The 20,555-nt window shown below is 75.1% G+C and carries 16 protein-coding genes and 1 pseudogene; 4 read left to right on the forward strand and 13 right to left on the reverse strand.

What is annotated here, in order from left to right:
• Positions 1-19: 19 nt before the first annotated feature.
• The 4 genes from ACH4T9_RS12150 to ACH4T9_RS12165 all read right to left on the reverse strand — a co-directional run bounded on the left by ACH4T9_RS12150 (position 20) and on the right by ACH4T9_RS12165 (position 5,575).
• Positions 20-601 carry an FMN-binding protein gene (locus ACH4T9_RS12150; protein WP_396671093.1) on the reverse strand — a complete coding sequence of 194 codons (582 nt, stop codon included), beginning with the start codon at positions 599-601 and terminating at the stop codon, positions 20-22.
• A gap of 89 nt (positions 602-690) precedes the next feature.
• Positions 691-2,103 carry a ferric reductase-like transmembrane domain-containing protein gene (locus tag ACH4T9_RS12155; protein WP_396671094.1) on the reverse strand — a complete coding sequence of 471 codons (1,413 nt, stop codon included), beginning with the start codon at positions 2,101-2,103 and terminating at the stop codon, positions 691-693.
• Positions 2,100-3,479: a DUF1501 domain-containing protein gene (locus ACH4T9_RS12160; RefSeq protein ID WP_396671095.1), complete on the reverse strand. Its 1,380-nt coding sequence runs from the start codon at positions 3,477-3,479 to the stop codon at positions 2,100-2,102. Before ACH4T9_RS12160 ends, ACH4T9_RS12155 begins: the two co-directional genes overlap by 4 nt.
• 8 nt (positions 3,480-3,487) lie before the next feature.
• Complete coding sequence (locus tag ACH4T9_RS12165; protein ID WP_396671096.1) at positions 3,488-5,575, reverse strand: DUF1800 domain-containing protein; 2,088 nt, start codon at positions 5,573-5,575, stop codon at positions 3,488-3,490.
• A 490-nt stretch (positions 5,576-6,065) separates the two neighbouring features.
• On the opposite strand from ACH4T9_RS12165, the gene ACH4T9_RS12170 reads away from it, so the two are divergent.
• Positions 6,066-6,323, forward strand: a complete 258-nt coding sequence (locus tag ACH4T9_RS12170) for a DUF3040 domain-containing protein (RefSeq protein WP_396671097.1) — start codon at positions 6,066-6,068, stop codon at positions 6,321-6,323.
• 79 nt (positions 6,324-6,402) lie between these two features.
• Here ACH4T9_RS12170 and ACH4T9_RS12175 read toward each other — a convergent pair whose 3' ends face one another.
• The gene (locus tag ACH4T9_RS12175) at positions 6,403-7,392 is read right to left on the reverse strand and encodes an SWIM zinc finger family protein (protein WP_396671098.1); all 990 of its coding nucleotides are present in this window, start codon (positions 7,390-7,392) and stop codon (positions 6,403-6,405) included.
• Positions 7,389-10,406, reverse strand: a pseudogene (locus ACH4T9_RS12180) (SNF2-related protein); the annotation flags it as partial. The pseudogene ACH4T9_RS12180 and the gene ACH4T9_RS12175, both read right to left, overlap by 4 nt.
• A 501-nt stretch (positions 10,407-10,907) precedes the next feature.
• Between ACH4T9_RS12180 and ACH4T9_RS12185 the strand changes: the two are divergent.
• On the forward strand, positions 10,908-11,780 hold the full coding sequence (locus ACH4T9_RS12185) for a carbohydrate kinase family protein (protein ID WP_396671099.1): 873 nt from the start codon (positions 10,908-10,910) through the stop codon (positions 11,778-11,780).
• A 91-nt stretch (positions 11,781-11,871) separates the two neighbouring features.
• Here the strand turns inward: ACH4T9_RS12185 and ACH4T9_RS12190 are convergent, their stop codons facing one another.
• Positions 11,872-12,393 (reverse strand): DinB family protein, encoded by a 522-nt coding sequence (locus ACH4T9_RS12190; protein WP_396671100.1) that lies wholly within the window; start codon positions 12,391-12,393, stop codon positions 11,872-11,874.
• A gap of 199 nt (positions 12,394-12,592) precedes the next feature.
• Here ACH4T9_RS12190 and ACH4T9_RS12195 point away from each other — a divergent pair, with 199 nt between their 5' ends.
• Positions 12,593-12,799 carry a hypothetical protein gene (locus ACH4T9_RS12195; protein WP_387025712.1) on the forward strand — a complete coding sequence of 69 codons (207 nt, stop codon included), beginning with the start codon at positions 12,593-12,595 and terminating at the stop codon, positions 12,797-12,799.
• Here the strand turns inward: ACH4T9_RS12195 and ACH4T9_RS12200 are convergent.
• Positions 12,772-13,977 carry a polysaccharide pyruvyl transferase family protein gene (locus ACH4T9_RS12200; protein ID WP_396671101.1) on the reverse strand — a complete coding sequence of 402 codons (1,206 nt, stop codon included), beginning with the start codon at positions 13,975-13,977 and terminating at the stop codon, positions 12,772-12,774. The two genes, ACH4T9_RS12195 and ACH4T9_RS12200, sit on opposite strands and share 28 nt — an antisense overlap.
• Before the next feature lie 394 nt (positions 13,978-14,371).
• On the opposite strand from ACH4T9_RS12200, the gene ACH4T9_RS12205 reads away from it, so the two are divergent.
• Complete coding sequence (locus tag ACH4T9_RS12205) at positions 14,372-15,367, forward strand: phosphotransferase (protein ID WP_396671102.1); 996 nt, start codon at positions 14,372-14,374, stop codon at positions 15,365-15,367.
• On the opposite strand, the gene ACH4T9_RS12210 is transcribed toward ACH4T9_RS12205, so the two are convergent.
• The 5 genes from ACH4T9_RS12210 to ACH4T9_RS12230 form a co-directional block, all read right to left on the reverse strand.
• The gene (locus tag ACH4T9_RS12210; RefSeq protein ID WP_396671103.1) at positions 15,312-15,863 is read right to left on the reverse strand and encodes a PadR family transcriptional regulator; all 552 of its coding nucleotides are present in this window, start codon (positions 15,861-15,863) and stop codon (positions 15,312-15,314) included. The genes ACH4T9_RS12205 and ACH4T9_RS12210 overlap by 56 nt on opposite strands.
• A gap of 90 nt (positions 15,864-15,953) precedes the next feature.
• Positions 15,954-16,964 carry a hypothetical protein gene (locus tag ACH4T9_RS12215; protein WP_396671104.1) on the reverse strand — a complete coding sequence of 337 codons (1,011 nt, stop codon included), beginning with the start codon at positions 16,962-16,964 and terminating at the stop codon, positions 15,954-15,956.
• The gene (locus ACH4T9_RS12220; protein ID WP_396671105.1) at positions 16,961-17,542 is read right to left on the reverse strand and encodes a PadR family transcriptional regulator; all 582 of its coding nucleotides are present in this window, start codon (positions 17,540-17,542) and stop codon (positions 16,961-16,963) included. The genes ACH4T9_RS12215 and ACH4T9_RS12220 overlap by 4 nt, the downstream gene beginning before the upstream one ends.
• Before the next feature lie 92 nt (positions 17,543-17,634).
• Positions 17,635-18,432: an alpha/beta fold hydrolase gene (locus tag ACH4T9_RS12225; RefSeq protein ID WP_396671106.1), complete on the reverse strand. Its 798-nt coding sequence runs from the start codon at positions 18,430-18,432 to the stop codon at positions 17,635-17,637.
• 231 nt (positions 18,433-18,663) lie between these two features.
• Entirely contained in the window at positions 18,664-20,430 is a 1,767-nt protein-coding gene (locus ACH4T9_RS12230) for a sigma-70 family RNA polymerase sigma factor (protein ID WP_396671107.1), read from the reverse strand.
• Positions 20,431-20,555: the final 125 nt, after the last annotated feature.

Genomic DNA, 20,555 nt, shown 5'->3' on the forward strand with positions numbered 1-20,555 from the left:
GGTCACCGGCACGGTCATGTCAGCGGGCCCGGTCGAGGGCGGCCTGCAACGACTTCCGGTACGAGGTGCTGGTGGCGGTCGCCCCGGAAACGGTGTCCAGGTCGGCGCCCTGCTTCCGCACGACCTGCCCGGCGGTGCCGCTGTACCGGCCGTCGACCTCCTCGCTGCGCCGGTCGGACTGCGCGGTCTCCTGGGGCAGTTCCAGCGCCACCACGTCGACGATCCGGGTCCCGGACAGGGTGATCCGCACCTGCACGTTGCCGTACTCGTTGGAGACCACCGACCCGGTCACCTTGCGGGTGGTGGACTTCGGCGGCGCGGTGGTGGTGGTGGTGGTGCGCGGCGCCGGGGTGGGCCGGGCCGAGGTGCCGGTCCGAAAGCCCGGGGTGCGGGTGGCGCTGGCGCGGGGCTTCGGGGTGGCGGTGGCGCGGGCCGACGCGGCGGAGGTCGGCGTGGGCGCGGCCGACCCGGACGGCACCACCGGCGGGCGGGTGGCGGGCAACTCCTGGGCGACCGGGCTGGCCTCCGGGGCACCCTTGAGCACCACCAGCGCGGTGGTGCCGGCCGCGAGGCCGGTGATCGCGAGCAGCACACGACGCATGGGCGGGGATCTCCTCACAGACTCGAAGGCGACGGCGGGACGGAGGCAACGGGACGGAGGCGACGGCGGACAAAGGCGGCGGCGGACGGCTACAGCTCGAAGGTGGCGAGGTGGATCTGCCGGCGCGGCACGCCGGCCCGGCGCAGCGCCCGGACGGACTGTTCCATCAGGCCGGGCGGGCCGCACAGGTAGACGTCCCGGCGGGCCACGTCGGGCACCAGCCGGCGCAGGCCCTCGGCGCTCATCACCTGCCGGGGGCCCTGGTCGTCGCGGGAGCCGATGACGTACCAGACGTCGGTGCCCCGTTCCTGGGCCAGCCAGTCCAGCTCCCGGTTCAGCAGCACGTCGTCGGGGGTGCGGGCCCGGTAGATCAGCGCCGCGCCGGGCGGCAGCTCCTCCAGCATCGCCCGCAGTGGGGTGATCCCGCTGCCGCCGGCGATCAGCAGGGCGCGCTCCCGGGTGCGGTGGGCGGCGGTGAACGTGCCCGCGGGGCCCTCCGCCCAGACCCGGGTGCCCTGGTCGAGGTCGCGCAGGTCAGCGGTGTGCCGGCCGACCACCTTGACGGTCAGCCGTAGCCAGCGGCCGTTCGCGGCGGCGGAGACGGAGAACGGGTGCGACTGCCACCAGCAGCCCCGGGTGAGGAACCGCCAGCGGAAGAACTGCCCGCCGAGCAGGTCGATGCGGTCGAGCCGGTCACCGGTGAGGTAGACCGAGACGGTGTCCGGGCTCTCCGCGACCACGTCGGCCACCCGCAGCCGGTGCCGCAGGTTGAACCGCAGCGGGGCCACCACCCGACCCCAGAGCAGTGCGGCGGCGACCAGTCCGTACGCGGTGATCCAGCCGGCGCGTACCGGGCCGGCCGGGAAGAGCTGGGCGCCGTTGCTGAACTGATGGCTGAAGCCGAGCAGCAGGACCAGGTAGCTGGCCAGGTGCAGGTGGTGCCAGAGCTCGTAGGGCAGGGCGGTGCGGACCGCCCGGATCCCGGTGAGGCCGAGCAGCACCAGGATGCCGGCGGCGGCGACCGCGGCGACCATGTCCTCGTACTCGCGCAGCAGCTCGCCGGCCTGGCCGAGCACCGACCGCCGGCCGGCGGCGTAGCCGACCACGATCAGCGACAGGTGGGCCAGCACGGTGACCACCAGGGTCGCGCCGACGTCGCGGTGCCAGCGGGAGATCCGCTCCCCGGCGAGGCGTCCCAGCAGGCCGAGGCGGCTCATCATCAGCACCTGCACCAGCAGCAGGTAGCCGGCGACCAGGCCGGCGATCCGCCCGGCGGCGGTCAGCGCGGCACCGGTGCTGTCCAGCGAGCCGGCCGGGGTGTCCAGCCACCACGGCAGCACGGCCGCGACCAGGCCCACCCAGAACAGGGTGGTCAGCGCCCGCCGGCCGCCCGGCCCACGCCGGGGCACCGCCGCCGGGGGTACGGGAGCAGCCGACCGGCCGCCGCGCCGGGACGGGGTCCCGGTGCGGCGGCCGGCGGCGTGGGTGTGCTGACGGGTCACGCGTACAGCTTCATCGGGGTGAACTTCTGCCGGGGGAAGATCTTGTCCACCTGCGCGGTGGTGAGCCCGAACCGGCCCTGGGCGACGGATCCGTACACGTTGAACATGTTGTTGTACTCGGGCACGTCGCCGGAGTCCAGCTTGTCCAGGCCGTTCCAGGTGCCGAGCAGGGAACCGGTGAGCTTGCGGCCGGACAGGACGGTGACCACCCCGCCGTGGCCGTGGTCGGTGCCGCCGCCGTTGGAGGAGACCCGGCGGCCAAACTCGCTGGACACCATGATCGTGACGTCGGCGGCCTTGTCGCCCAGGTCGGTGAAGAACGCGGCCATGGCGCCGGCCAGCTCGTTCAGCCGCCGGTGCAGTTGGCCGCCGGAGCGGGTGCCCTGGTTCTCGTGGGTGTCGTAGCCTCCCATCCCGACGGTGGCGACCCGGACGTTCGCCCCGCCCTTGATGAGCTGGGCGAGCTGCTGAAACGCGTTCCCGACGCCCTCGTACGTGACGCCCTCGACCGCCTGGTACGGCTTCGCGGCCAGCTTCTGCGCGGTGGCCAGCGCGCCGAGGCCGTCCTGCACCGCCTCCTCGACCGGGTGGTTGATCCCGGTGAACAGGCCCCTGATCGCCTTCTCGGTGGCGGCCCGGTACCGGGCGTCGCCGTTGAGCCGCAGCGAGCCGACGCTGTTCATGGACAGCGCGCCGTTGGTGCCGACCAGCGACCGGGGCAGGGTGCTGCCGATGCCGACGCTGCGGAACGCGGTGCCCTTGCCGAGGTTGTCGACCAGGCTGTCCAGCCAGCCCCGGCCGCCGGTCTCGTTGGGCAGGCCCCCCAGGTTGCAGGCGTCCGCGGCCTGGAAGTGGCTGCGGGACAGCCGCTCGTCGGAGACCGCCGGGACGAAGCCGAGCTGGCCGGCCTTGAGCCACCGCTCCAGCGGCTTGAACGCGCTGGTCAGCTTGAACCCTCGGCCCAGGGCCAGGGAGTCGTCGCCGAGCAGCAGGTCGGGGCGGGCCTTGGCCAGCACCGGGTCGCCGGCCGGGGCGACCAGGCTCAGCCCGTCCAGCCCGCCGTAGAGGAAGACATGGATCAGCGTGCCGGTCTTCGTGGCGGCGAACGAGGCGGAGGTGGTGACGAACTGGGCGGTGGCCAGCGCGGTGGCGGTGGCGGCGGCCCCGGCCACGAAGGTGCGCCGGGTGACCCCCCGACCGTCCTGCTGGGCCTCCTCCAGCTCCTCGAGTCGCCGGTAGCGGTCGGTCTCGGCGGCGTTCTCGGCGGCGACGATATCGGCCTCCGCCCGCAGCAGCGCCTCGGCCGGGTTGTCGGCCAGCCGCCGCAGGTCGGGGCATTCGGGGTGCAGGGGGAACGAGTGCACAGTCTTCTCCATCGGATGCCTCACCGGAGGTGGTGCTGGGGGGACGCGAGGATCGCCCGCGCGACGGCTGCGACGGCCCCGTTGAACGTGGCGTCGACCCTGGCGCTCGCCGGGACCCCGGCGACGTCGAGGATCAGCTCCCGCTCCCGGGCGCTGAGCTTCTGGTGCACCAGGCGCTGGGCCAGCGCGTCCACGTACGCCCCGGCGGTGGCCGGCGGCCGGGCGACCAGCTTCTCCGGCCTGGTGTACGTGAACTGGGTGCGCCAGCCGCCGATCAGCTCGCCTGCCTCGTTCCAGCCGTTGACCATCGCGCCGGCCGAGGTCCAGGCGACGTAGACGTCCGGGTAGCCGTCCGGGGTGGGTTGGCCCATCGGGTACTGGCCCAGCTCGCGCATCTTGTCGTGGATCTGCCGCAGCCCCTGGGCGAACGCGGTGCGCTTGTTGTCGCCCTGCTTGAACCCGGGCGCCGCCTGCGGGGAGACGCCGAGGGTGCGGTACGTGGCGACCAGGTACTCCATCGGCCGGCGCACCTTCTGGCCCACCGACGCCCAGAACTCCGAGGAGCTGAAGAGCGTCATCAGCATCGGCCTGATCATGCCCTTGCTCGCCGAGTACGTCTTGGCCAGGCGCTCCACCAGGGACTTCGGCGGGGTGTCCGAGACGAACCGGGTGGCCAGGCTCTGGGCCACATACCTCGCGGTCGACGGGTGCAACGCGATGTACGCGATGTACGCGTCGATGGCCGCGTCGGCCTTCTTCGGGTCGTCGGAGTTGTTCGGGTGGGAGAAGCCGAGAACCTTCACCTTGCCCAGGTAGTGCCGCTCGGGACGGAAGACGTACCTGCCGTCGTTGACGCCGCGGCCGGTCTGGAGCAGAGCGGCCTGCCGGACGTCCTTCTCGCTGTAGCCGCCGTCGACGCCCACCGAGTACAGCTCCAGGTTCTCCCGGGCCAGGTTCTCGTTGACCGCGTCGGCGCGGGAGTCGTTCTGGCTGAGGTAGAGCAGCAGCGCCGGGTGCTTGTTCGCGGCGACCAGCATCTCCGGGTAACTGCCCAACGCGTGCTTGCGCACCACGTCGGCGTCGAACGAGGTCCGGTACACCTCGCCACCGTCGAAGTTGGCGGCGACGTGCAGGAAGTCGTTCCAGAAGTCGACCATCACCTCGAAGAGCTGACGCTCCGACCAGATCTGCCGGGCGATGGTGGCGTCGACCACCTCGCGCTCGGGCTGCGCGCCCCGCTCGTTGAGGGCGTCGCGCCGGTCGCGTAGCTGCTGGGGGCTCAGCTTGAGCGTCGGCAGGTCGGCCAGCTTCAGCTCCGCCGGGGTGGGCGCGAGCTTCTCCGGCTCCAGTTGCTGGCGGACCCAGGCGTCGATGCCGAGCCGTTTGATGTCGGCCGTCAGCTTCGGGGTGGCGCCGAAGGTCGCCCGGCTGGCCAGGTGCCGGATCGGGTCCTTGGCGAGCACGGTCTTGACCGTGACCTCGGTGGCCTCGGCGGCGGCGGCCGGGCCGGAGAAGGTACGCCCGCCGGAGGGGCTGTTCTTCTTCAGCGCCGCGCCGGCCCGGGAGCCCATGTAGCTCTCGTTCTGCTCGGTGTAGGTGCGCACCGTGCTCGGCCGCTGGCCGCTGGGGCGGGCGGGGGTGCCGTCGGTGACCGTGGTGCCGGTGGCGTCGCCTACCGGGGCGTCGTCGTCGAAGAGCCCGTGTACCTGCGGGGTCATGGCCAGGGCGGCACCGCCGGCCACCACCGCGGCGGTTCCCCCGATGGCGGCGAGGGCGCGCCGCCGGCCCACCCTGCGGCCCGGGTCGCCGTCATCGTCGAGGTTGGGCAGTCCGTAGCCGGGGGTCGCGGCCTGCGCCGGCCGGCCGAGGCCGTCGGGGCCGACCCACTGGGGGCCGCGCCGCGTCGGCCCGGGGGCGACGGGCGGATGTCCCGAGTACGGGCCCGGGGCGGGGTGGGCGCCGGGGTACGGATGGTTCGGCTGCTGGCCGGTCGGGCCGTAGGGGGCGGACGTGCCGTGGTCGCGGTAACCGTCCGGGGTGGGGTGCTGTCGTCCGTCCCAGCCGCGGTCGTCCCGCGGCCGGCCCGGTGGCACATTCTGGTCGGCCATGTACCAATCCCGTTTTCGTCGAACGCCGGCACGGCTGCGCCCGGGGGTGGGGCGGGGTGCGGCGGCTACGGCTGGAGGAGTTGCCACGGAAGGTAGCCGGGGGGTGAAAAGCCTTCAAGACACGTCGAACCAGCCGGTGGAGGCACTTAAGGCGGCGCTCAACACCACCGGCGAGGGGTCCGTTTCGACTGCTGCCGGGGGCGACGTCCGGAGCAGGACGAACACGCACCGGGCGGGCCCGGACGTGCCGTTTCGCACCGTCCCGGCGCGAGGTGCGCTGTTCCACGGCACAGGGAAACTTAAGGCGGGAGTAAGGCTGTGCTCAGGCGGCCACGACCCGGGGAACCGCGCTCCGGCAGCGGTGGACGGATTCGCCGGCGGCCGCTCCCGCCCGGCGGCCTGTCGAAAGTAGCAGCAGGAGGAGCGCGTGAGCCGCCGCCGCAGCGGGTATGCCGCCGAACCGCTGAACGCGTGAGGGGAAGGCACCGCCATGCTCAGCAAAGAGGATCAGCGCAGGTTCGAACAGATCACCCGTCAGCTCCGGGAGAGCGATCCGGAGTTCTTCGCCCGCCTGGAACACCGGGCCCGAGCCCACCACGGCCGGTACCTGATGCTGTTGACCATCGTGCTGTGGGCCTCGCTGCCGGCGGCGACCGTGCTGGCCGGCGGGCTGGCCGGGGCGATCTTCGCGGTGGTGTTGCTGGCCAACGCCGCGCTCATGTGGCGGTTCCGCCGCCGCTGGCTGTGACGCCGGCCCGGCCTCCGGTCCGACGTGGACCGTGGCCAGGACCCTCCCCGCCGGATGGTCCGCCGTCGGCCGGGATCCGTCATCGCGTCGTCGGACGGGACCCCGACGCCGGGGCCCGGCCCGCCTCCGGGCGGGCTTGGCCGAACTCCTGGTACGCCCGGCGCAGCCGTTCCAGCAGGCCGGGCCCGCCGAGCGCGGGCGCGGGCGCGCCGAGCTGCCGCAGCAACAGGTCCGGGCCGGTCGACAGGGTCGGCGGCCGGTCCGGCAGCGGCACCGGAGGCACCCAGAACCGGTCGACGGCCTCGTCCAGCGGCGCCGGGGGCAGCGCGGCGAGCGCCCGGGCGGCGCCGACGGCCGGCGCGACCCGGCCACCATCGTCCCTCGTGGACGGCGACCCGGATCCGCCGCCGGCCACCGCCGGAGCAACCGACCCGGCACCGTCCGGGGCGGCGGCGCGCAGGTCGCGCAGCCGGTCCAGCAGCTCCGCCCGACGCCGTCCCCGCCAGTGCAGCAGCTCGAACGGGTCCGCGTCGAACGCCTCCGCGAGCAGGTAGAACGCCGCCGCGAGGTGCTTGCACGGGACGGCGAAGTCGGGGCAGTCGCACCGCTGGGCCAGCTCGTTGACCCCGGCGGGGAACAGCGGCGCCCCGACGCCGGCGCACAGCTCCTCCAGCTCGGCGGGGAGGTCGCCGGCGAGCAGTCGGGCGCTGAAGAACGCCTGCGCCGCCAACTCCGCCTCGATCCGGTCCCACAGCGCCGCCGGGAACGGCTCCAACGCGATCCGCACCCGGTACGGCCCGGGCCGGGAGCCCTGCACCCGCGCGGTCACCACGCCGGGGGCGACGTCGAGGCTGAGCACCTGGCCCGCCCGCGCGTACGACCGGCCCCGGGTGAGCCGGGTGCCCAGCGCGAACGACTCCAGCACCTCCAGGAACCGGCGGGACCACCAGGAACGACCGATCGCGCCCCGGGCGCTGCGGGCGCGCAGCCCGCCGTCCACCCGGCGCGGCCGGCCGTAGTCGGCGAACCGGCCGGTCGACGCCGACCCGTCCGGCGGCGGCCCGGTCACTCGGTCACCGCCCCAGCCTCCAGCGCGAACAGCTCGCGCAGCCGCTCGGTGGACAGCTCGGTCACCCACTGCTCGCCGGAGCCCACCACGGACGCGGCGAGGCTCCGCTTCTCGGCGATCATCGCGGCCACCTTCTCCTCCACCGTGCCGGCGCAGACGAACTTGCGGACCTGCACCCTCCGGCGCTGGCCGATCCGGAACGCCCGGTCGGTGGCCTGGTCCTCGACGGCGGGGTTCCACCACCGGTCGACGTGGACCACGTGGTTGGCCGCGGTGAGGGTCAGCCCGGTGCCACCGGCCTTGAGGCTGAGCACGAACAGCGGCGGCCCGTCGGCGGACTGGAACCGGGTCACCATCGCGTCCCGGTCGGCCTTGCCCACCCCGCCGTGCAGGAAGAGCACCTCCCGGCCGAACCGGGCGGAGAGGTGCCCGCGCAGCATCCCGCCGAACTCGGCGTACTGGGTGAACAGCAGGGCCCGCTCCCCCGCCGCGAGCACCTCGTCGAGGATCTCCTCCAGCCGGGCCAGCTTGCCGGACCGGCCGGCCAGCGCGGACCCGTCGCGCAGGAGCTGGGCGGGGTGGTTGCAGACCTGCTTGAGCCGGGTCATCGCCGACAGCACCAGGCCGCGCCGCTCGATGCCGTCGCTGGACTCGATGCGGGCCAGCATGTCGTCGACCACCGCCCGGTAGAGCGACGCCTGTTCGGCGGTGAGGTTGCACAGCACCTCCATCTCCAGCTTCTCGGGCAGATCGGAGATGATCGACGAGTCGGTCTTGAGCCGGCGCAGCACGAACGGGCCGGTCATCCGGCGCAGCCGCTCGGCGGCCTCGGCGTCGCCGTGCCGCTCGATCGGCTCGGCGTACGCCTTCTTGAAGCTGGCGGCCGGGCCGAGCAGGCCGGGGTTGGCGAACTGCATGATGGACCACAGGTCGGCGAGCCGGTTCTCCACCGGCGTGCCGGTGACCGCCACCCGGTGCCGGGCCGGCAGCGACCGGACCGCCTCCGCCTGCCGGGTGGCGGCGTTCTTGATGGCCTGCGCCTCGTCCACCACCAACCGGTGCCAGTCGATCCCGGCCAGCTCGACCGCGTCCCGGGTGGCCACCGAGTAGGTGGTGAGGACCAGGTCCGCCGCGTGCACGACCGCGGCGAACCCATCCCGGCGCGCCCGGTCGGCACCGTGGTGCACGTGTACGCGCAGCGTCGGGGCGAACCGGGCGGCCTCCCGTTGCCAGTTGCCGACCAGCGACATCGGGCAGACCAGCAGGGTCGGCCCGGCGGTCGGCGGGTCCCCGGCGATCAGGGCCAGCAGCTGCACCGTCTTGCCCAGCCCCATGTCGTCGGCGAGCACCCCGCCGAGGCCGAGCGACTGGAGGAACGCCAGCCAGGCCAGCCCTCGCCGCTGGTACGGCCGGAGCGTCCCGGTGAACGTCGGCGGCGGGTCCAGCGGGGTGAGCCGCCGCTCGGCCTGCCCGGAGAGCAGCTCGCCGAGCGCCCCGTCGGCGGTCACCTCCAGCACCGGGAGCGCGTCGTCGGAGTCCGCGTCGGCGAGGCCGAGCCGGAGCAGGTCGGCCACGGTCAGCTCACCGGCCGAGCGGAGCATCCGCAGCCCGGCGGCGAGCCGCCCCGGGTCCAGCTCCACCCAGCGCCCCCGCAGCCGGACCAGCGGCGTCTTCAGCTCCGCCAACGCGGCCAGCTCCTCGGCGGTGAGCGGCTCGTCGCCGAGGGCCACCTCCCACCGGTAGTCGACCAGCGCGTCCAGGCCGAACCCGCCGTCGGCTGCCGCCACGGTGCCCGGCGCGGTGCGGCTGCGGGCCTGCAACCGGGCCCCCAGCCGGGACGAGGGCCGCCGCCACCAGGACGGCACCAGCACCCCGAAGCCGGCGGCGTGCAGCACCGGAGCGCCGTCGCGCAGGAACCGGTGCGCGCCCTCGACGTCCAGCTCCAGGGCCTCCGGGGTGGCCGTACGCAACGCGGTGTCCAGCTCCGGCCAGAGCCGGCTGGCCCGGCCCAGCTCGGCGAGCAGGGTCTCCTGCGGGGAGTCCAGCCGGCCGGCGAGGGCGGGCACGGTGTGCGGGGACCGCCAGACCTGCCCGGCGTCGACGATCAGGCTCGGCTCGTCGGCGGCCTGGAGCCCGAACTCGACCCGCCAGCGGGCGGCGTCGGGGAGCGTCCCGGCCTGGTCGGCCACCGCCTCCCCCAGGTCCCGGGCCCCGGCCGGCACGTCGCCGAGCGGGTCGGTCAAGGCATCACCGATCGGGTCGGCTGCCGGCTCCACCAGGCGGAAGCTGGCCCGGACCGCGCCGCCGGCCGCGTCCCGCTGCCAGTCGTCCAGCTCGGCGCGCAGCGCCGCGAGGGCCCCCGGCTCGGCGGTGAACTCCCCGGCCGGCCCGGTCAACGCGGCCAGCCAGGCCGGCACCGCGCCGGCCGGCCGGCCGCCCCGGGTCGGCATGGTGCGGGTGAGGGCGGCCCGCGCTGCGGCGTCGGTCAGCGCGTCGAGTGCGTCGGCGACCAAAGCGCCGGGGGGCAGGTCTCCGGCGGCCCGGGCGGCCGGCGGGAGGGCCAGGGCGAGCGACCGGGCCCAGGCCGCATCGGCACCGGTGAGCAACGGCCGCCACACCGCCCGCGCCGCGACCGCACCGGTCCGCGTGGGCCTGCGCCGGGCCCGCGTCGGCCCGCCGGCCGGGCGGAACGCCGGCTCCGCCCGCGCCGCAAGGGCGCCGGGGTCGTCGTCCTCGGGCTGCGACGGGGCGACTCCGGGCAGGACGCGGCCCCGGCGGACCAGGTCGGCGGCGAACTCGGCCAGCTCGGCCAGGTGCCGAAGGCTGGCGCCGGGCACCCCGGCGTGATCGCCGGTAGCGCGCAGCAGCGCGAGCGCGTCCGCCGGGGCGTACCGGAGGGCAGGGGCGCGCCAGCCGGCGAGGGTGACCGACCCGCGGACCGGCTCGGCGACGGCGGTCCGAACCAGCTCCGTCGAGTCGACCGGCGAGCCCGCCCGGGTGGGCAGGCGCAGCAGCACCGACCCGGCCTCGGCGGTCCCCGACCCGGTCGTTCCCGGCGCGGTCGTTTCCGGCGCGCCGGGCGGCCGGCCGGTGGCCGCCGACCTGGTGGTCTCGGGGCCCGCGGTCGCCGGCCCGGAGGGTGGCAGGTCGGTGGGTGGCAGGTCGGTGGTCCGCGGGTCGGTGGGGTCGAGGGCTGCGGCCAGGGCGGTGGGGTCGGCGGCGAACGGGTGGGGCCGCTCGCGGGGGGCCCGGCCGGGACGGCGAGGCACCCGCGCCGGCAGGGCGGTGTCCTCGGCCCAGACGGCGAGCCCCGAGCCGGGCAGCCACGCCCCGTGGATGACCAGCACCTGTCCCCCTCCGACCGACGACCACCGAGAATAGCCGGGCGCGGCCGGACCGGACCGGGGCGACGCCCGGCGTCGTCTGGGTTCCTTCGTTGCGTTTCCGGGGGCGGGCGCGCCGGCACAGCCCGAGCCGATGCCGCTGGAGCGAGCCCCGCCGTTACCGTGGGGCCCATGTTCGATCTTCTCGTGCTCGGTGGGCTGGGGGTGGACCTTCGGGTACGCGTGCCACAGCTTCCGCTGCCGGCCGCCGACTCGCTCACCGTCCCCCCGATCGACCTGCGGGTCGGCAACACCGGCGCCGGGGTGGCGCTGGCCGCCCGTGCCCTCGGCCTACGGGTGGCAGTCGTCGACGTGCTCGGCGCCGACCCGGCGGGCGAGGTGGTCCGGGCCGCGCTGGACCGCGCCGGGGTGCACACCGTGCTGGCCGTGGACCCGGGCGGGACCCGCCGGTCGGTGAACCTGGTGGACCCGACCGGCCGGCGGATGTCGCTCCACGACCCCCGCCCCTGGCAGGGTCCGCCGCCGTTCGCGCCGGAGCGGCTGGCCGCGCTGGCCCGGGACGCGGCGCACGTACACCTGTCGATCATGGATTGGGCGCCGCCCGTGCTGCCCGCGCTGCGTGCCGGGCTACCGGCCGGGGTCGGCCTCTCCACCGACCTGCACGACTGGGACGGCGACAACCCCTACCACCGCCCGTTCGCCGAGGTGGCCGACCTGGTTTTCGTCAGCGGCGTCCGGCTCGGCGAGCGGGCCGGGGCGGTCGTCGCCGCGCTGGCGCCCCGGACCACCGTGGTCACCCGGGGCGCGGACGGTGCGGAACTCTTCGTCGCCGGCGGGCCGCCCGCCCGGGTGCCCGCCGCCGCGCCGCCGGGGCCGGTGGTGGACACCAACGGCGCCGGGGACGCGTTCGCGGCCGGCCTGGTCGCCGCCCGGCTGCGCGGCGCGGGGCTGCCCGAGGCGGCGGCGTACGCGGCCCGGGTCGCCGCGGCGGCCTGCGCGCACGACGGCATGGAGTACCCGCCGGGGCTGCTGCCGCCCGGGTGAGCGGCCCGGGTGAGCGGCCCGGGTGAGCGGCCCGGGTGAGCGGCCCGGGTGAGGTGGGCGCGCCATCCGGCCGGCCGGATGGCGCCGGTGGTCAGACCGCCCCGGTGGAGCCGTCGGTCAGCTCGCGCAGAATGTCGGCGTGGCCGGCGTGCCGGGCCGTCTCCTCCACCATGTGCGTCAGGATCCAGCGCAGGGAGACCTCGCCGAGCTGCGGGTGCGGCACCACATGGTCGAGGTCGAAGCGCGCGGCGACCGCGCGGGACCGGGCGCAGGCCCGCTCGTAGCCGGCCAGGAGGGACCGCACCGTGTCGGCGTCGTCGAGGATGAAGCTCGCCGCCGCCTCCTCCTCGGTGGTCGGGCAGACGTCACCGGGCTCCGGGGCGAACAGGTAGGGGAACCAGTTCCGCTCGACCAGCGTCAAGTGTTTCACCAGGCCGGCGAGGGTGGTGAGGGAGGGCACCAGCCGACGCCGGGCGTCGGCGTCGCTGAGGCCGCGCAGTTTGCGCGTCACGGTGGCGCGGTGGAAGTCGAGGAAGGATTCGAGCACGGCGCGCTCGTCGCCGGTGCGGGCCAGCACCGGCCCGAGGGTGGGGTCGATCGCGATCTCCGCCATCTCCAGACCCTAACGGTCACCATCCGATCACACTGCCCCGCTCGCCCGCACCTCCCAGCGGCAGATCTTGGAAGATTCCGGCCCCCGGAGGGGCCGTTTCCTACCAAGATCTCGCCCGTCCCCGCGGACGCGGCGCAGACCGAGTGCGCGGGGCGGGGATCTCCTGCGGGGCGGCGGTCGCCCCGGCAGGATTGGGCGCATGGCAGCAACGGAAGAGATCCCGCTGGCGGGCGGCACCGCCGACGGGCAGGCGGTCACGGTCGAGTTGGACAGCAACGGCCGTCCGCCGTTGACCCACCACCACCTCGGCGAGCACGGGCTGGCCGAGGCCGAGATCTACGAGCTGGAATCTGTGGCCGAGGGCGGCCAGGGGTGGCTCTACCGGTGGCGGGGGTCGGCCGTCTGACCGCCCGGCGCCCCGGTCGGGCGAAGCCGGCCGTCCACCCGGCCGGGCAGCCGCGACGAGCGCAGGCTCTCCAGCACCGCGCCGGTCACCTGCGACGTGCCCCGGGCCTGGTCGCAGACCTCGGCCACCCGGCGGGCCGTCTGCGCGGCGCGGGCCTCCCGCTCGTCCCACAACCGGTCCACCTCGGCCAGCAGCGGCCCCTCCACCTCCCGTTCCACGCCGCGCAGCGCCGGCACGCCGAGGCGCTGGGCCAGGTCGAAGACCTTCCCCGCGTACGGCAGAGGCAGGAACGGGGTGCCGACCATCGCGGCGAAGATCAGGAAGTGCAGCCGCATGCCCACGGCCAGGTCGAAGTGCCGCATCAGCCCGAGCACCTGCCGGGGCGAGTAGTCGCCGTGCAGGATGCGCCCCCGCTCGGCGGCGGTCATGTGCGACATCACGCCGTGCGAGTGCCGGATGTCGTCGCGTTCCATGGGCACGAAGAGCACGTACGCGTCGATCCGGTGGATCAGGAAGTCGGCGATCTGGGCGATCAGCCGGTGGTAGCCGTCGACGTCGAGCCGTTCGGCGGCCCGGCCCGGCTCCCGGACGCTGAGCCCGACCAGTCGCCGGCCGGCCGGTACCCCCTCCTCGCGCAGGAACCGTTCGGGGAACTCCTCGGGCTCCAGCAGGAACGCCGGGTCGGCGGTCACCGTGATCGGGTTGATCAGCCCGGCCTCCTCCAGCACCATCCGGGACTCTTGGTCCCGCACGGTCACCTCGGTGGCGCCGGCCAGGGTCTCCCGGACCATCCCGGTGTCCACCCCGTCGCTGAGCGGTCCCACCCCCACCGCGTACGTGAGCAGGGGCAGGCCCCGCTCCTGGGCCACCCGGACCACCCGCAGGTAGCGGCGGGCCTCCCGGTCGTAGAGGATGCCGCCGCCGCCGAGGATCAGCAGGTCCAGCTCGGCCAGCACCTGCGCCGAGTCGACCCGGCTCACCCCCTCCCAGGGCACCGCCTCCACGTCGGGATGCGCCCGGGCGGTGTGGTCCGGGTTCCGGGAGAAGACGATGATCCGCGCGCGCGGCTCGTGCGAGCGCAGGTCGGCCAGGAGGCCGGTCAGGATCGCCTCGTCGCCGAGGTTGCGGCCACCGTACGAGCCCAGCACACCGATCGTCAGTGCGGTGCGGTCCCCCATCGCCTCGCTCCTCCCGGTGTGCGTCCGGGCAGGGTTCCCGGGGTGCGCCCGGGCGTCCGCCTCCCGGTGTGCGTCCGGGCAGGGTTCCCGCTGGGTACGGGGGCACACCTGCGACGTTCAGCCCGAGCCGGTCGAAGCCGAGGCCGGCGAGTTCGGCCTCGACGAGTCTGATCATCCGCGCGGCGTGGCCGCCTCCCCGGTGGGCGGGATGCACCTCGATGTCGTGGATCCACGGGGTGCTGGGGCCGCCCGGGGCGGGGCAGGGTCACCCCGATCCAGCCGACCTCGACGTCGTCGACCGGGGCCAGCCGCAGCAGCACGCGCCGGCCCCGCGTCACCCCGGACGCGGGGTAATCGGTTGCCCGGCCCGCCGGCCGCGCGCCAGGATGGGCCGGTGAGCGAGGCGACGCGTACCCGGATCAGGTGGGTCGACCTGCCCGGCCACGTGCGCGCCGCCGTGGAGGAGATCATCGGCGACCGGGTGGCGGCGGCGGCGACGCAGCCCGGCGGCTGGTCCCCCGGCAGCGCCGACCGGGTACGCACGGCCGGGGGCCGGCGGGCGTTCGTCAAGGCGGTCAGCCCCGCGCAGAACGACCACAGCCCCGTCCTGCACCGCGCCGAATCGCGCAACGCCGCCGCGCTGCCCGCGCACACGCCCGCGCCCCGGCTGCGGGGCTGCCACGACGACGGCGAGTGGGTGGCGCTGGTCTTCGACGACGTGGAGGGCCGCCACCCGGCCACCCCGTGGCGGGCCGACGAACTCGCCGCCGTACTGGACGCCCTGGAGGCCATGGCCGCCGCGCTCACCCCCGCGCCCGTCGCGCACGCGCCACGCGCCGCCGACACGCTGGGGAACGACTTCGGCGGCTGGCACCGGATCGCCGCCGAACCGCCGGAGCACCTCGATCCGTGGGCGCGGGCCCGGCTCGACGAGTTGCGGGCCCGCGCCGACCACGGCGTCGCCGCGCTGGCCGGCGACACCCTCTGCCACGGCGACCTGCGGGCCGACAACCTGCTCGTCGGCCCGGACGGCCGGGTGAGCGTGGTCGACTGGCCCTGGGCGTGCCGGGGCCCGGCCTGGCTGGACACCGTTTTGCTGCTGGTCAACGTCCGGCTGCACGGCGGCCACGACACCGAGGCGCTGCTGCGCGCCCGGCCGCTCACCGCCGCCGCCGAGCCGGACGCGGTCACCGGCGTGCTGGCCGGCCTGGCCGGCTTCTTCGCCGACAGGGCCCGGCAGCCCCCGCCGGTCGGCATCCCCGGGCTGCGGGAGTTTCAGCGGGCCCAGGCCGACGCGGTGCTGGCCTGGCTGGCCGAGCGCCTCGACCGACCGGCTACTCGGTCGGCCAGTCGATGTCGCGCGACCGGATCCGCGCCGCCAGGATCCTGATCCAGCCCGCCTCGGCGGCGACGACGTTGCGCCAGTAGGCGACTTCGAGCTTGTACGCCTCGGGCACCCCGGCGGGCTCCTGCCGCAGGGCCGTCAGCCGCTGGCCCAGGCGGGCGGCACGGTCGTCCAGGATCGACGCCGCGTCGTCGGCCGGGAGGAGCATCAGGTAGGCCACGGCCATGACGAAGTCCGGGGAGGCGACCTGGGCGTCGCTGAGCCCCTCCACGACCTTGCGGCTGAATTCCGCCAGCCCCGCCTCGGTCACCTCATAGGCCGTGCGCGGCGGCCGGTTTCCCACCCGCTCGGGGGCGCGGGCGGCGACCAGGCCGGCCCGCTCCAGCGCCTTCAACAGGGACGTGATGGTGCTTCGGGTCACCGACAGGTGCCCGTACCGGTCGCGTAGCCGCGTCGCAACCTCGTAGGCGTGCGACGGCTGCTCGACGAGAAGCCCGAGCAGCGGCAGCACCAGGCTGTCCCGGGAGGCGTCCAGGGGCACCGCGACAACCTAGTTTGCGTACCCGTCGAATCGCAACGTCGACCGTGCAGCAGAGCGATCTCGAACGCGCCACCCGGTTGGCCGCAGCCGTCAACGTCTTCCGTCGGCGGGTGACCGACCGGCGCCGTGGACGACCTCGCGGTAGCTGGCGAGAGCGGGCTTGGGCCGGTAGGTGTCGGTGACGATTCCCAACGTTCCGGTGGGCTGGTCGGAACCGCTGTCCGCGTCGCGCAGGCTGAACAGTTCGTACTGGGTGATGTTCAGGGCTTCCCGGCGGGCGAGGATCACGCCGAGCATGTCGGACAGTGAGTCGCACTGCCCCTGCTCGGTGCGCGGTGCCCCGCTGGGGCTGCCGTTCTCGACCACGTGGATCGGAATGCCGGGCGGGATGCTGGCGCGCGGTAGCGAGTGGTTTCGCAGGTGGTCGAGGGCGTGCCCGGTGAGGGATGCGACATCGCCCGGCCTGCCGCGCGGGGCGACGGGCGAAAAGGTGTCGGGGTACAGGCCCAGGCCGACGTAGTCGACGTGTTCCGCGAAGTCCCGCCGCGGCAGGGCGGACAGGTACGCCCAGAACGCGTCGTCGCCGCCCAGCCACTCCGCCGGCTCGGCGACGGAGAAACCGACCCGTACGTCCTGCCGGCACCGTCGGTCGAGCGCGGCGCGCGCGTGCGGTACGCCGAGGGTCAGTGCCTGGAGAACGCCGGGGGCGCTTCCGTCGATGAGCGGGATCGGAAAGTTGGGTTCGAGCGTCACCTGAAGGCACCGCGAAAGGTGGCCGTAGCGGTCGATGACGGTGTCGAGGAAGGCCAGCCATCCGGGGATGTCGGCGGCCTGGGGGAGGTAGCTCACCACGAGGTCGAGCTCGCGGCCTCCCTCGACGTACCACTCGTCGGGCATCGTAAGGTGGGCGAGGTCGTGGTCGGCGCCGAGCGAGGCGACTACGTCCGGCGGTGTGTCGTCGCCGAAGAAGTGCACGTACTCGCGGACGACGAACGGCTGGCCGCCCGCAAGGTCGTCGACGAGGGCGCGGATCGCGGTGGGATCGGGCGGGTGCGAGCAGACGGTGCCTGCCCGTCCGCCCGGGTAGATCCCGAACTTCATGCGTCGGTCCTCCCCAATCCGCCGGGCTCCGCGCTCGGCCAGTCGATGTCGTGTGATCGGATCCGCGCCGCCATGTTCTTGATCCAGCCCGCCTCGGCGGCGACCACGGTGCGCCAGTAGGCGACTTCGAGCATGTGCGCCTCGACCACCCCGTCGGGCTGTTCCCGCAGGGCCGTCAGCTCCTGGTCGAGCCGGGCGGCGCGGGCGTCCAGGATCGAGGTCGCGTGGCCGGCCGGGAGGATCCCCAGGTAGGCGACGGCCATGACGAAGTCCACTGAGGCGACCTGGGCGTCCCGAAGTCCCTCCTCGACCTTGCGGCGGAAGTCGGTCACGCCCGCCTCCGTCAGCTCGTAGGCCGTGCGCGGCGGCCGGCTTCCCACCCGCTCGGGGGCGCGGGCGGCGACCAGGCCGGCCCGCTCCAGCGCCTTCAACAGGGACGTGACAGTGCTTCGGGTCACCGACAGGTGCCCGTACCGGTCGCGTAGGCGCGTCGTGAGGTCGTAGGCGTGCGACGGCTGCTCGACGAGAAGCCCGAGCAGCGGCAGCACCAGGCTGTTCCGGGAGGCGTCCAGGGGCACCGGGACAACCTAGTAGACGTATACGCCTAAGAGCAACATCGGACCCGGGCCAGGGACCTCGCCGCCGTACTCGACGACCGACGGCGGCCCGGTCAGGTTGGCGCGCGGACCTGGGTGGTGAGGAACGGGATCACCGCGGCGGGCAGCGCCGGCGAGGCGACGATGTCGTAGTGGGTGAGGCCGGGCAGAACGGCCAGGCGCGACGCGGGGCGGTCGGTGCCGTCCCAGCCGGCGTCACGGTGGCCGCCCCCGAGCAGCCCGAAGAACTCCGCCACGTGGCCGACCGGGATCGAGTCGGCGTCGGCGAAGACCAGCAGGGTCGGCAGGGCCAGGGCGGCCACCTCGGCCGACCAGTCGTACTCGCGACGGAGCAGATCGCCGGTCTTGGCCCAGAGCGCCGGCCAGTCCTGCGGGCGCGGGGCCACCCGGGCGTACAGCTCGTGCGGCGGGGTGCCCCGCATCCGCTCGCCCGTCCGCTCGTCCTGGGTGCCCATCGCGGCCAGCACCTCCGGGTACCAGCCCTGCCGTCGGCAGGGGGCGGAGACCACCACCAACCGTCGCACCAGGTCCGGGTGCTGGATCGCGGCCCGCAGGGCGACGCCGCCGCCCAGCGAGTAGCCCAGCACGTCGGTCTCGCCGAGGCCGAGGTGGCGGATCAGCGCGGCGACGTCGTCGGCCATCGACTCGTACCGCAGCGGGCGGTCGACGTCGGCGGTGCGGCCGTGACCCTGAAGGTCGACCGCGACCACCCGGCGGCGCCCGGCGAGGGCGGGCAGGATCGGGGCGAACATCTCCACCGCGCCGTACCCGCCGTGCAGCAGCACCAGCGGGCGGCCGGAGCCGTGCACCTCGTACCACAGCCGCAGGCCGTTGACCTCCGCGTAGCTCACCAGGGCACCTCCGGCTCGTCCGGCCACTCGCCCCGATCCAACACCAGCCGTACGAAATCCAGGCGTGGATCGCCCCCGGCCCACCCCATGACGACGTCCAGCGGGGCCGCCGACCGCCCCGAAAGGCCGGGGTCGGCCAGGACGACGGGGTGAGCCATCGCGGGCGTCCGGGCGCGGGCCTCCGCCGACGCGGTCACCGGGGGCAGTGATGGTGCCGGCCGGAATCCCCTCCTATCCCGGCCGGACGCACGGGTCGGTGATCGTGTAGGTCGGGCTCTGCGCCATGCGGCCGTCCACCGCGGTCGCCCGTACCGACCAGGTCAGCGCCGACGCGCGCAGCCCTCCGACGGTCACCCGCCCGGCGGATCCGTCCACCGTCGTGGCCCGGGTCGCCGTGCGGCCGCCGGCAGGTGTCCAGCGGACCTCGGCGCCGCCGAGCGTGGCACTGCCGGTGGCCTGAACCGCGAGGCTGTACGTCTCCGCACCGCATCGCACCCGCGCGGTGGCGGAGACCGTGAACGGCACGGCGACCTGCGGTGCGCCGGTCGGCCGGGGCACGGTCGGTGGTCTGCTCGGTGCCACGGTCGGTGCCGGTGCGGTGCCACCCGGCACGAGATCGGGCGCGACGGGCGCATCGGTCCGGGTGGCCCCGCCGCCGTCCGCCGGCCCGGCGACGGGGCCGGACGTCGCACCGCCGGCGCCGGCCGGAGCCGGCGGGTCGGCTTCCGTGGCCGTGCCGGACGGCAGCGGCGCGGCGGGGGGTGCCACCGGCTCCCCGGCCGGCTGGCCGAGCACTTCGGACACCGGTTGGCCGGAGCCGTCCTGGCCGGCGGTCGGGCGACCGGGGGCCAGTGCCCAGGTGCCGAACACGGCGATGAGGATCAGCAGGGCCACGGTCGCGGCCAGCCGCCGACGGCGCCGATCGCGGTCCGCCCGCGAGGTCGCCCGCACGGCGTGCGCCGTTCCGCGCGGCACCGCCGCACCGCCCGGGGACGCCGTCGCACCGCCGCCCGCTGGAGCGGGCCCGTCGGCCGGTCCGTCCGCCGGCCCGGCATCGCCGGATCCGGAGGGTTCGTCGGCCGCCGGCGCCAGGTCGGCCGCCGGGCCGGCCGGGACCGTACTCGCCGGATCGACTGCCGCGTCGGACGCCGGGCCGGCCGGAACCGCACCCGCCGGATCGGCTGCCGCGTCGGACGCCGGGCCGGCGAGGACGTCGGTCGCGCAGACCTCGGCCAGTCTCGGCCACACCGTGTCGCCGACGACCAGGAAGGCCGGTGCCGTGTACGCCGACAGCAGCGCGGCCGGGCTGAGCTGTTCCCGCCGGAGCAGCCCGCACACCGCGCAGTCCTCGATGTGCCGCGAGACCCGCTTGCGCAGGGTCGGGGTGAGCCGGCCCTGCCAGCCGTCGATCAGGTCGGCGAGGGTGGGGCAGTCCCGGGCCCCGGTACGGGCCACCAGCAGCGCCCCCAGCGCCCGTTCGAGCTGGGTGCGGGCGCGCGACAGGCGGGCGTGCGCGTGGTTGGTGGGCACCCCGAGGGCCGCGCCGATGTCGGCGGATGACAGGTCGTGCCGGATCGCCAGGTGGACCACCTCACGGTCGCCCGGGTTCAGCGCGGCGGCCGCGGCGTGCACCAGGTCGCGTACCTGCGCGGCGTTGACGCCCGTGGTTGGGTCGGCGGTGTCAGCCACCGGCTCGCCGGCCTCCTCCAGCGGCAGGGAGCGGGACCGCTCCCGGAGCTGCCGGAGGCACTCGTTGCGCACGATCGCGTACAGCCAGGAGCGCAGCCGGTCGGGCTCGCGGAGCTGGTCGATGCGCTGGCTGGCGGTGAGGAACGCGTCGTGGACGGCGTCCGCGGCGGCCTCCGGCTCGCGCAGCATGGTCCGGGCGTACGTGTACAGCCGGTCGGCGTACCGCCGGTACATGCCCTCCAGCCCGGCCCGCTCGCCGCGACGCACCGCCTCGACCAGCGCGGTGTCGTCCTGTGCCGCCGTGTCCATCGTGTCCCCCGCTGCTCGTCGACCGTGCCAGTAAAGCCGGGAAAATTTTTCTTCGGAACTTTCTGTTGGCATCCCGACCCGACCGCGCTCCTACCGGTGTCGAACACCTCCTAGAAAAGGAAGAC

Origin of the sequence: Micromonospora sp. NPDC020750, from assembly GCF_044334565.1 — a bacterium.
GTDB lineage: Bacteria > Actinomycetota > Actinomycetes > Mycobacteriales > Micromonosporaceae > Micromonospora.